This window comes from Streptomyces sp. NPDC087300, assembly GCF_044744425.1.
GTDB lineage: Bacteria > Actinomycetota > Actinomycetes > Streptomycetales > Streptomycetaceae > Streptomyces.
In genome coordinates this window covers 90,970-100,966 of record NZ_JBIUYI010000010.1, presented here as the reverse complement: position 1 = coordinate 100,966, position 9,997 = coordinate 90,970, and the positions used below count along the sequence as shown (strand labels likewise).

The 9,997-nt window shown below is 70.9% G+C and carries 9 protein-coding genes; 7 read left to right on the top strand and 2 right to left on the bottom strand.

From position 1 onward, the window contains the following. Positions 1-1,007: 1,007 nt before the first annotated feature. Genes ACIO9J_RS35145 through ACIO9J_RS35120 form a run of 6 tightly spaced genes read left to right on the top strand, consistent with a single transcriptional unit; the run spans position 1,008 to position 6,083 of the window. Entirely contained in the window at positions 1,008-1,901 is an 894-nt protein-coding gene (locus tag ACIO9J_RS35145) for a 3-hydroxyacyl-CoA dehydrogenase family protein (RefSeq protein WP_402008497.1), read from the top strand. Beyond that, positions 1,901-2,566, top strand: a complete 666-nt coding sequence (locus tag ACIO9J_RS35140) for an O-methyltransferase (protein ID WP_402008495.1) — start codon at positions 1,901-1,903, stop codon at positions 2,564-2,566. Before ACIO9J_RS35145 ends, ACIO9J_RS35140 begins: the two co-directional genes overlap by 1 nt. A gap of 14 nt (positions 2,567-2,580) precedes the next feature. Then, on the top strand, positions 2,581-2,862 hold the full coding sequence (locus ACIO9J_RS35135) for an acyl carrier protein (protein WP_402008493.1): 282 nt from the start codon (positions 2,581-2,583) through the stop codon (positions 2,860-2,862). Further along, positions 2,855-3,955, top strand: a complete 1,101-nt coding sequence (locus ACIO9J_RS35130; protein ID WP_402008491.1) for an acyl-CoA dehydrogenase family protein — start codon at positions 2,855-2,857, stop codon at positions 3,953-3,955. The genes ACIO9J_RS35135 and ACIO9J_RS35130 overlap by 8 nt, the downstream gene beginning before the upstream one ends. Then, on the top strand, positions 3,952-4,929 hold the full coding sequence (locus tag ACIO9J_RS35125; RefSeq protein WP_402008489.1) for a 3-oxoacyl-[acyl-carrier-protein] synthase III C-terminal domain-containing protein: 978 nt from the start codon (positions 3,952-3,954) through the stop codon (positions 4,927-4,929). Before ACIO9J_RS35130 ends, ACIO9J_RS35125 begins: the two co-directional genes overlap by 4 nt. 53 nt (positions 4,930-4,982) lie before the next feature. Beyond that, entirely contained in the window at positions 4,983-6,083 is a 1,101-nt protein-coding gene (locus ACIO9J_RS35120; protein ID WP_402008487.1) for an HAD-IIIC family phosphatase, read from the top strand. Between the two features lie 34 nt (positions 6,084-6,117). Here the strand turns inward: ACIO9J_RS35120 and ACIO9J_RS35115 are convergent, their stop codons facing one another. Next, positions 6,118-8,277 (bottom strand): DEAD/DEAH box helicase, encoded by a 2,160-nt coding sequence (locus tag ACIO9J_RS35115; protein WP_402008485.1) that lies wholly within the window; start codon positions 8,275-8,277, stop codon positions 6,118-6,120. A gap of 269 nt (positions 8,278-8,546) precedes the next feature. On the opposite strand from ACIO9J_RS35115, the gene ACIO9J_RS35110 reads away from it, so the two are divergent. Continuing rightward, complete coding sequence (locus ACIO9J_RS35110) at positions 8,547-9,185, top strand: hypothetical protein (RefSeq protein ID WP_402008483.1); 639 nt, start codon at positions 8,547-8,549, stop codon at positions 9,183-9,185. 165 nt (positions 9,186-9,350) lie between these two features. Here ACIO9J_RS35110 and ACIO9J_RS35105 read toward each other — a convergent pair whose 3' ends face one another. After that, a complete protein-coding gene (locus tag ACIO9J_RS35105) occupies positions 9,351-9,992 on the bottom strand; it encodes a hypothetical protein (protein WP_402008481.1) in 642 nt (213 codons plus the stop codon). Positions 9,993-9,997 lie beyond the last annotated feature (5 nt).

Below are 9,997 nucleotides of genomic sequence, written 5' to 3'. Positions count from 1 at the left end.
AGACCTTCGTCTCATCCGGGTGCCTAGTGACTCGAATTGCGGCCAGCACACAGCGCTGCACCAGAAAGCGGCACAGGGTCAGGTGAACAATTGCGAATCCGGCGAAGGGATTCGGCAGGGCATCATGATCCGCTACTTGGCGTCCACCCGCTCGGACCTTCGTGGATCCATTCCATGGGGGTCGGCGGTGGGAATGCTGGATACGCCGTTTCATTTGACGCGACTCGCGTCACTGTCTGTAGTCACACCCAGCGGTCGAACCCCCGTTCACCTCTCTCGCCAAGCGGAACCTAACACCTGGTATCCAGCAACGGCAAGCACTTCATCTTTCACTCATAGGCAATTAATGGACGCTTCAACCAATGAGTTGTGCACCCCTACTGACCAGCGGAACTCACCCCACTGAATACCCGGGCGCCGTATGCGTGCCGCATGCATGATGTACCACTTCAAACGATTATTTTCAGCCGTTCATGGCGCGATGACGCCCCTGCCGGTCAACGGTCCAGACCTTTCGGAGTGCGCGCTGTCGGCAGTGCCTGCACACGCCCGGTAGCGTCCATTTTGCGTTCAATCATTGCCTCTGAGGCAAACTCGGGAGCCGTCGACGAGACACCTCGACGCTTTCGGGAGTCGGGCGCGGCGCCCCATTCCCCGCAGCGCGCAAGTTATTCATCGCAAGATGAAGAACGGAAGAAGAGGCGGCGAAGGCGCAGGACGCCGGGCATTCCGAGAACGTCCCCCGATAGGCAGGTGAATGACATCTGGCCACCTCTCGGAACAATCATGCTACGGTCGTGCGGCGCCGGATCGAACGGGAGAGTCATGGCATCTCATCGCGAACCGCGGAACATCGCATTGCCCTAGGCCCGACACCTTCTGGAGCGGCGCATTCCGTTTTCGGAACCGCGTATTCCGTCTTGTCGTTCCGCCAGGTTCCCGTTCCGGTGTGCCGAGCGGGAGACCGCGAAAAGCCCATGTCCACACCCCGAGCGAGCCATTCATTGATGTCCACCGCCAGGTTGGGGAGGTATGCGGTGACAGAGGAAGAACCCACCCCGAGGCTGGCCGTACTGGGCGCCGGCGTCATGGGGGTCAGCATCGCGACGCTGGCTCTCGGGCGAGGCGTCCCGGTGGTCCTCGTCGAGACCGATCCGGCGAAGCTGGCGGACGCCCCGGCCAGGATCGAGCGCGAACTGCGCACCGCCCAGCTGATGGGCGTACGGACGGACACACCCCGCGGCGAACTCGTCACCAGCGCGTCGACGGCCGACTGCGCGGGCGCGGACGTGGTGATCGAGGCCATCACCGAAGAGGCCGGCCTCAAGGCCGCGGCGCTCACCGAGGTCGCCGGAATCGTCGGCACGGACACCGCGCTCGTCACCAACACCTCGTCCATCCCGGTGGACGAGCTCGCGGCGAAGCTCCCGCACCCCGAGAGCCTGCTCGGCGTCCACTTCATGAACCCCACGTACCTGATCGGCACCGTCGAGGTGATCCGCGGCTCACGCACGGCGCAGCACGCGGTCGACTCGGTCGCCCGGCTCCTGACGGCGCTCGACCGCAGGGGCGTCTACGTCGGCGACGGCCCCGGCTTCGTCACCAGCCGCGTCCTGCACCGCATGATCAACGACGCGGCACGCGTCGTCGAGGAGGGGCGGGCCACCGCCGAGGACGTCGACACCTTGATGCAGGAGTGCCTCGGCCACCGCACCGGTCCGCTGCGCACCGCCGACCTGATCGGCATCGACAACCTCGTGGACTCGCTGTGGGTGCTGCACCAGCGCACCGGCGACGAGGGCTGCCGCCCCTGCGACCTGCTGCTGCGGAAGGTGCGCGACGGCGAGCACGGGCGCAAGAGCGGCCAGGGCTTCTACACCTACACGGGAATGGTGTCCTGATGGCCGGTCAGCTCACCGTGGACGACCAACTTCTGGACTACGTACGGCAGATGTCGCTGCGCGACGACGACGTACTGAGTGAACTGCGCGCCGAGACCGCCGGCATGCCGATGCTGCAAGCCATGCTCGTCCTGCCCGAGGAGGCTCAACTCCTCGCCCTCCTGGTGCGGGTGACCGGCGCGTCGAACGTCCTGGAGGTCGGCACCTTCACCGGCTACAGCAGCCTGTGCATGGCGCGCGCCCTGCCGCCCGGCGGCAAGGTCGTCACCTGTGACATCAGCGAGCGCTGGACACGCATCGCCGAGCGCTACTGGCGCCGCGCCGGGGTCGCCGACCGGATCGACCTCAGGATCGGGGACGCCGCCGAGACGCTCGGCCTGCTCACCGAGCAGCACGGCGCGGGCGGTTTCGATCTGGCCTTCGTCGACGCCGACAAGGCCAACTACCTCCGTTACTACGAGCAGGCGCTCACGCTGGTGCGTCCGGGCGGACTGCTCGTCCTGGACAACACCCTCTTCTTCGGCAAGGTCGTCGATCCGGCCGCGCAGGACCCGGACACCCTGGCCATTCGCGAACTCAACACCCTGCTGCGAGACGACGACCGCGTGGACATCTCCATGCTCGCCGTCGCCGACGGCCTCACCCTCGTCCACAAGAAGCCCTGAGAGGAAGCGTGGAGATGAGCGAGCCCACCACGACCCGTCCGACATCGGCGGAAGAGGTCAGGACCGAGCTGAAGCGGTTCCTGGAGGAGCGCACCAAGACCGACTGGGCCACGGACACCGACCTGTTCGCCACCGGCGGGGTGTCCTCCCTGTTCGCGATGGAGCTGGTGGTCCACGTCGAGAAGACCTTCGACGTCGCCGTCGAGGGCCCCGACCTCAGGATCGACAACTTCCGTACGGTGAACGCCATGACCGAGCTGGTGCTCCGTCTTGCCGGAACCGACGCCGGTGAGTGACGAGCTCCGGGCGCTGATCAGCGCGGAGATCGGCGACCGGGCCGCCGGATGGGACCTGGCCGGCGCGATTCCGGCAGAGGTCCTGCGCGGGCTCGGCGCCAAGGGCGCGCTGTGCGCCGAGGTCCCCGCCGAGTACGGCGGCCGCGGCCTGACGGGCCTGGCGGGCGGTGAACTCACCGCCCACGCCGGGGCGCTGTGCAGCTCGCTGCGGAGCGTGATGACCTCGCAGGGCATGGCGGCGTGGACGATCCAGCGGTTCGGCACGCGACGGCAGCGCGCCGAGGAACTGACCCGGCTCACCCAAGGGGGCCTGGCCGCCGTCGCGTTCAGCGAACCGCAGGCGGGCAGCGACCTCTCGGCGATCGCCACCACGATCGTGGACGACGGCGACGACGTGGTCCTCAACGGCCACAAGGTCTGGTCGACCGCGGCCGCCTACGCCGACGTGGTGGTGGTCTTCGGCCGTTACCAGGACGGCGCGGCGGCCGTGGTGGTCCCCACCACGACCCCCGGCGTCACCGTGCGGCCCGTCGCCCAGCCCCTCGGCTGCCGCGCGGCCGGGCACGCGGACGTACTCCTCGACGACGTACGGCTGCCGGCCACCCGGGTCCTCTCCGGTGCGAGCCAGTCCCTGGGCCTGCTCACCACGATCGCCCTCACCTACGGCCGCCTCTCGGTCGCGTGGGGCTGCGTCGGCATCATCCGCAGCTGTCTGCACGCCGCCGCCTCCCATGCCCGTACCCGCGAGCAGTTCGGCAAGCCCCTGGCCCAGCACCAGCTGATCGCCCGTCATCTCTCCGAGCTCGTGGTCGCCGAACAGACCGCGACCAGGGTCTGCGAGCACGCCGCGGGCTGCTGGGACAGCCGGTCGGCGGAGCTGTCCCACGCCTCGGTGCTCGCCAAGCACGTCGCCGCGGGCCAGGCGACGCACGCCGCCTCCACGGCGGTGCAGGTCCTCGCCTCCGCGGGATCGGTGGACGGCGAACCGGTGGCCCGTGCCTACCGGGACGCCAAGTTGATGCAGATCATCGAGGGCAGCGACGAAATCTGCCAGCTGATCCTCGCGGAACGCGCGCTGGAAGGTGTGGCATGACGACCGAGACCGACGGCGTGGGCATAGGCGCCATCCACTGTCTGCTGCCGGACGAGCGGATGCCCGTCGCGGATCTGCCGGAACTGGCCCGGCTCACCGACGAGGAGCTGAAGTTCGCCGAGCAGGCGGGGATCAAATCCGTCGGCGTCTTCCCGGACACCGAGCCGACCGAACTCGCCGCCCGTGCCTGCGAGGAGCTCCTCGCTGGCACGTCCGACGTACCCGATCTGCTGCTGCACATCGGGTCCCGCGCCCCGGACGTCCTGATCGGCTCGGACTCGGGGAAGATCGCGCATCTCGCCGGTCTCGCCGGCACCTTCCCCTTCACCATCGACGGCCTCGGCTGCGCCGGGTCCTCCGCCGCCTGGGGCCTGGGGCGCGACCTGCTCCTGGGCGACCCGTCCCGCAAGAGCGTCCTGATCACCTACGGCAGCAGGCCCACCGCGGCCGACCGGGTGCGCCGCCCCGTCACCGTGGTCGGCGACGGCGCCTTCGCGATGACGCTGGTACGCGGCGGTCGCCCGCTGCTCAAGGCGCACCGCATGGAGGCCGACAGCTCCTTCCACGACCTGTTCAAGGTGGACTACAAGCACCACCCCTGGTCCCAGTGGCGCGAGGAGTGCGCGGACAACGACCGCTACTCCTTCGAGCTCGCCATGCACAGCCGTACGCGGCTCGGCAAGCTCGTCGACCAGGTCCTCGCGGACGCGGGGATCGGCAAGGGCGACGTGGCCGCGACCCTCATGCAGAACGTCACCGCCAGCGCCTTCCAGTTCTACAAGACCACGCTGGAGCTGCCGATCCACCCGGTCTGCGCCACGCACCTGGCGGAGCTGGGCCACCTCGGCCCCATGGACGTGGTCCTCAACTTGGACCGTCTCCTCGCCACCGGCGAGCTGCAACCGGGACAGCACGTCCTCGTGCTCAGCAACAGCCCCGTGGCCGCCTGGACCGTGACGTTGTGGGAAGTGTGAGCAGCGCGCGCGAACGCGCGGAATCGGCCCCGGGCCAAGGAGGGAAAGAGCCGGTGACAGAACCGCAGCCGACCGTCAAGTGTCTGGTCTGGGACCTGGACAACACCCTGTGGCGCGGCACGCTCGTGGAGGACGGCGAGGTCGTCCTGCACGAGGGGCTCCGCGAGGTGATCGTCGCACTCGACTCGCGGGGCATCCTCCAGGCCGTCGCCAGCCGCAACGACCACGACCACGCCTGGGGGCAGTTGGAGAAGCTCGGCCTCGCCGAGTACTTCGTGCTGCCGCGCATCAACTGGGGCGTCAAGTCGGCGTCGATCCAGTCGATCGCCCAGGAGCTGAACTTCGCGATGAAGACGATCGCCTTCATCGACGACCAGCCGGCCGAGCGCGCGGAGGTCGCGTTCCACCACCCCGAGGTCCGCTGCTATCCGGCAGACGAGGCGCTCGCGCTGCCGGGCCTGCCGGAGTTCACGCCGCCCGTGGTCACCGGCGACGCCCGCCGCCGTCGGCAGATGTACCAGGCAGGCATCCGCAGGGACACCGAGCGCACGGAGCACACCGGTACCGACGACGAGTTCCTGCGCTCGCTCTCCCTGGAGCTGCGCATCGAGCGCGCGGGGGACGAGGAGATCTCCCGGGTCGAAGAACTGACCCTGCGGACCAGCCAGATGAACGCGACGGGGGTGCACTACTCCGACGCGGCGCTGCGCGCGCTGGTCGTGGACGAGCGGCACGAGGTCCTCGTGGCCTCGCTCACCGACCGCTTCGGCCCGCACGGCGCGATCGGCGTGATCCTGCTGGAGCGGCGCCCCGACACCTGGCACATCAAGCTCCTCGCCACCTCGTGCCGCGTGGTGTCCTTCGGCGTGGGGGCGGCGCTGCTGCGCTGGCTCAGCGACGAGACGGCGCGGGCCGGAGTGCGGCTGACGGCCGGGTTCAAGCGCACCGACCGCAACCGCATGATGGAGGTCGCCTACCGCTTCGCGGGCTTCCACGAGCCGTCCGAAGGGGCGGCGCGGGAGGACGCGGACGGGGTGCAGACCCTGGTCCTCGACCCGGCCCGCCAGGACCCGCCCGCGCACCTCAAGTTCGTCGCACCCCGTCTGTTCGGCAACGCGTACGCCCTGGTGGAGTGGGTGCCCGCCGCGGAGTGAGCCACCGGGCAGGACCTGAGCCATCGGGCAGGGCCTAACCGGCCTGGGCCAGGACGAGCGGGAGCACCTGGCCGCTGCCTGCCTGGCGCAGGAGGCGTGCGCCCACCGCGAGGGACCAGCCGGATTCGGTGTAGTCGTCGACGAGCAGGACCGGTCCCGGGGTATCGGCCAGCGCGGCGGCGAGTTCGTCGGGCACGGTGAACGAGGCGGCCAGGGCCCGCAGCCGCTGGGCGGAGTTGCTGCGGTGCGCCACGTACTCGTCGGCCTGCGGGGTGTAGGCCAGGCTGCCGAGCAGCGGCAGCCTGCCGACCCTCGCCACTCCCTCGGCCAGTGAGGCCACCAGCCGCGGTCGGGTGCGGGAGGGCATGGCGACGATGCCCACCGGCCGCGCCACCGCGTCCGAGGCGTCGCCGCCCCAGCCGCCCGGTGAACGGGCCCAGTCGGCCAGGACCGTCACGACGGCGGCCAGCACGTCGTCGGGCACCGGCCCGTCCGTCGCCTGCGCCGACAGGAGGGGACGCAGCCGGTTGCCCCAGCCGATGTCCGACAGCCTGCCCAACGCCCGCCCGGTGTGCGCCTGTTGACCCACGGGGATGCGGCCCTTCAGGTCCACGCCGACCGCGGCGAGCCCGGTCGGCCACATCTTGCGGGGGTCGATCTCGACGCCCGGACGGTCCAGCTCGCCCGCCGCCTCCGCGAGGGCCCCGGGGGATACGCCCGCTTCCAGCCAGGGCCCCGCGCAGTTGTCGCAGCGGCCGCACGGGACCGCCTTCTCGTCGTCCAGCTGCCGCTGCAGGAACTCCATCCGGCACCCCGTGGTCGACACGTAGTCCCGCATGGCCTGCTGCTCCGCCGACCGCTGCCGGGCCACCCACGCGTACCGCTCCGCGTCGTACGCCCACGGCTGCCCGGTGGCGGTCCAGCCGCCCTTCACCCGCTGGACCGCCCCGTCCACGTCCAGGACCTTCAGCATCGTCTCCAGGCGCGAGCGCCGGAGGTCCACCAGCGGCTCAAGCGCGGGCAGCGACAGCGGACGGCCCGCGTCCGCCAGCACCGTCAGGGTGCGGCGCACCTGCTCCTCGGGCGGGAAGCCGACCGAGGCGAAGTACGCCCAGATCGCCTCGTCCTCGCGCCCCGGCAGCAGCAGCACATCCGCGTGGTCCACCCCACGCCCCGCGCGTCCCACCTGCTGGTAGTACGCGATCGGGGACGACGGCGACCCGAGGTGCACCACGAATCCCAGGTCCGGCTTGTCGAAGCCCATCCCCAGCGCGGACGTCGCGACCAGGGCCTTGACCCGGTTGGCCAGCAGATCCTCCTCCGCCTGCAACCGGTCGGCGTTCTCCGTCTTCCCGGTGTAGGAGGCCACCGGATAGTCGCGCTGCCGCAAGAACGCCGCGACCTCCTCCGCCGCCGCCACCGTCAGCGTGTAGATGATCCCCGAGCCCGGCATGTCCCGCAGCCGGTCCCCCAGCCACGCCAGCCGGTGCGCCGCGTCCGGCAGCTCCAGCACGCCGAGGCGCAGGCTCTCCCGGTCCAGCGGCCCCCGCAGGACCAGGGCGTCCCCGCCCCCCGTGCCCAGTTGCTCGGCGACGTCCGCGGTCACCCGCGCGTTCGCGGTCGCTGTCGTGGCCAGCACCGGCACGCCCTCCGGCAGCTCCGCCAGCATCGTGCGCAGCCGGCGGTAGTCCGGCCGGAAGTCGTGGCCCCAGTCGGAGATGCAGTGCGCCTCGTCGACCACGAGCAGACCGGTCGTGGCGGCGAGCTTGGGCAGCACCTGGTCCCGGAAATCAACGGAGTTGAGGCGTTCCGGACTGACCAGGAGCACGTCGGTCTCGCCGCGCTCGACCTCCCCGTAGATGGTGTCCCACTCCTCCGGGTTCGCCGAGTTGATCGTGCGCGCCTGGATCCCGGCGCGCGCCGCCGCCTCGACCTGGTTGCGCATCAGCGCGAGGAGCGGCGAGATGATCACCGTGGGACCGGCGCCGCGCCGCCGCAGCAGAGCGGTGGCCACGAAGTACACCGCCGACTTGCCCCAGCCCGTGCGCTGCACCACCAGCGCCCGCCGGTGCTCCTCCACCAGGGCCGACACCGCCTGCCACTGGTCCTCCCGCAGCCGCGCCGACCCCCCGGGGGCACCGACGAGCTCGGCGAGGATGGCATCGGCTTCGGCGCGGAGCTCCAGGTTGTCCATGCCCCCATGCAACCCGATGCCACTGACAATCACCGAATCCACCCGGTCCGCGCGGTGCGTCGACGTACGCCGAGCTGGGCAGGGATATAGGCGGCGCATCGACCGATACCGGTACGCGGTCACGATTGCTCGTTGCCGCAAGCCACTGCGACGGGAAGAATTGGCACAGCTCCCCGCGCGGCTCCTCACGGCCCGGTAGGGCTGTGCCGTGGTGCGCTCCCCCAGTCCGACCCCGCCCGCTGCCCGGGCGCGTAGCCGAAGGGAGGACCGTGACCTTCGGATTCGCTCCGTCCGCTGCGGCACCGAAGCCGGAGTCCCCGACGTCGGCCGAGCTGTCCGCCGCTTCCGCCCACCGACTGGCCCGGATGCTCGAACCCGCGGAGTGGTCCGCCGCGGGAATCCCCCTGCTGCGCAATCCGCGCGAGGTCGTGAGCGGACTGCACTCACGCCACCGACCGACTCCTCTGACGGCCGTCGTGGCCGTACTGGACTCGGACGAACGCCTCAGAGCCAGCGCCTCGTTCAACCGACGTGCGACCGTGACGGACGGCTGGGTCTTCCGCAACGCCCTGCTCTCGCAGCTGCGTCGGGTCATCCCGCACGACCTGCGGCGCCGCACCCCGATACGTACCGCGGTGCTGCTCTACTGCCGTGAGGGGGACGCCCGGTGGACCCAGGAGGACGGAGCCTGGATGTGGGGCCTACGGGACGCCTGCACGCTGCACGGCCTGCGGTGCGGCGCGTACATCACGCTGACCCACGACGGCTGGCAGGTGCTCGGTGAGGGGCGCGGCGGCCGTCGGCCGAGCGCCGATTCACGGCCCGAGTTCTTCACCGACGCGGAACCGCCCGTGGCGCGCACCGGAGGCGCGGCCTCGGACGTGCTGCGGCGCGCGGCGGCACGCTGAGGCACCGCTCGCCGCCGCCGTCCACCGGCGAAGGCACCGCTGCCCGAGCGGTACCGCACGCACGGCACAGCACGGATCGGCACGCGGCCGAACCAGCCGTGCCTCGCGCGACACACGTCGGACATCACAGGACCGGCGGCGGATCACCGCTGCCGGACGCTGACGTCAGACGCCCGCGCCCAGCATCGAGTTGATCCGCTGCGGGTCGCCGCACACGATCAGCAGGGTGCCCGCCCTGGCGAGGGCGGTCGGCAGGGCGCCGAGCGCGACCTCTTCTGCGCCGCCGTTGACGGCGACGACGACCACCGGTCGGGCCGCGGCACGGGGGAGAGCGGCGGCGTCGGCGTAGAAGACGTCGTCACCCGCGTCGTGCTGGGCCCAGTAGGCGGCCTCACCGAAGGACAGCTCGTGCGTGGCCCATGGGTGCGGATCGCCGGTGGTGATCATCAGGACGTCCCCGGGCGCACGCCCGGAGTCCAGGAGCAGGTCGACGGCCTCCTCGGCCGCGTCCAGCGCGCCCTCGGCCGAGGCCGGGATCAGCTGGATCTGCGGGACCGAAGCGATGGCGGCATCGTCGGCGGGCGCTCCGGGAGCGGAGGGAACGGAAACAGCCGGGGCGGAAGGCCCGGGCTTGGCGGCCGAATCACGCGGCGTGCGCTGCGCGGGTGGCATCGGCCGGGCAGGACCCGGACGGCCGGGGCGCGGCGGAGCCGCGGGACGCGGGCCGGGTACGGGACGAGGGGTCGACGCGGTGCGGGGACCCTGGGCACTCTCGTGAATCTGAGGCTCCTCGGGAATGAGAGGCATGAAGT